The organism is Anaerozeibacter quisquiliarum (assembly GCF_051162045.1).
Lineage (GTDB): Bacteria > Bacillota > Clostridia > Christensenellales > Aristaeellaceae > Anaerozeibacter > Anaerozeibacter quisquiliarum.
This window is the reverse complement of the sequence record NZ_JBISDI010000083.1, coordinates 1-1,327: the sequence shown is the minus strand read 5'-3', so window position 1 is coordinate 1,327 and position 1,327 is coordinate 1. Positions and strand designations below refer to the sequence as shown.

Here is a 1,327-nt window from a genome sequence, read left to right as displayed (position 1 = left end):
CAGGGCAATCGCTTACGAAAGAGGGTAGAAGCCAAGGCAGCGGAAGGCGTAGGATAAGTCATAAGCACAGCGTAATCTTTTGGCGCGCATACTGGCTTTGACGGAGGTTTCATGTTTCAACAGTTGCAAGGCGAGCTTGCGGAGGATATCGAGGACTTCCGCGGCGTTTTCAATGCGGGCGCGGGAATCGTCTTCATGGAACGTCATATCCAGCACCCAGTGGAGTTGGTTCTCGATTGCCCAGTGACCGCGCTTGATTTCAAGAAGGAGGGAAGCTGTCATATCGGGTGCGCTGAACAGAAAGTATTGCTCGCTTTGCGAGGCGGTTCCATCTGGGAAAGCTCGGTTCGCGCGGATCATTGCCGCACCGGACAGTCCCGCCCATTTCTCCCGCCCATCGAGCCAGGAGAGGTCGGAGATCAGGAAGCACTCCCGTTTCTCGATCCTGCCGTGTCCCTTGTCGAGGGTATTGGCATACAACCCATGATCTTTCAGAGCCGACTTATCCTGCCGGAGGACTTCATTTTCCATGTAGAATCTGATGTCATCCAACAGGGACGGCTGGTTATCCTTGAGCGCCAGGACGTAATCGCCGCCCTTGTCGACGATCTTCTGGGCGATCGCCGTCTGGGTACCTATTGCGTCTATGGTGACGGTACTCCCTCTGAGGCAGAACATGTCCAAGAGCGCAGGAATGGCAGTGATTTCGTTGCCCTTGTCATCCACCGCAAGCTGACCGAGAACCAACTGGACGTCGCTGGCGAAGGCCGTCACGATGTGCTTGGGCTTGCGGTTCTCCGTGCGGCTGCCGCGAATGGTCTTCCCGTCGATGGCGATGCGGTGCTCCTTGATCGTGTCTTTCCATGATTGCATGAAATACTCGAAGCAGCGGCCCAGTTCCTTGGGATCGATTCTCGAAAACACATCCCCAAAGGTGTCATGCGAGGGGATCCCATGGGGAAGTTCCAGATATCGCCTGAGTTCTTCTTCGTGCGTCTTTCCGAACAACTCCATGTCGGTGAAAGTATCCCCATTGCAGATTATGCAGAGAATTCCAACCAACAAAATGTCTGTCAGGTTGTGGCGAACCGCGTTTCCGGCACGATGATCGGTGATCTCTTCCGTCAGCAATTCAATAAACGCCTTCTTGTTCGTGGGCCTTTTCACTACCCTGTCAAACTCGGATGAATCCATATGCTCACAGCCTTTATTATTTGCTGTGTTCTCCTTCGACCTCCTTACACCAAATCCTTTTGGTAATGCAAATTTAATACGCACCCCTCGCCCGTTCGCTCTCTATCTCATTTCTCCGTAAGCGATTGCCCTG

1 protein-coding gene is annotated in these 1,327 nt (G+C 53.4%); it reads right to left on the bottom strand.

Going from position 1 to position 1,327, the window contains the following annotated elements:
- Nucleotides 1-12: 12 nt before the first annotated feature.
- Entirely contained in the window at nucleotides 13-1,194 is a 1,182-nt protein-coding gene (locus tag ACH6CV_RS18055; RefSeq protein ID WP_456359609.1) for an ISAs1 family transposase, read from the bottom strand.
- Nucleotides 1,195-1,327: the final 133 nt, after the last annotated feature.

Coding starts and splice junctions, on each gene's coding strand:
- ACH6CV_RS18055 (WP_456359609.1), bottom strand. CDS start 1,194: ATGGATTCATCCGAGTTTGACAGGGTAGTGAAAAGGCCCACGAACAAG.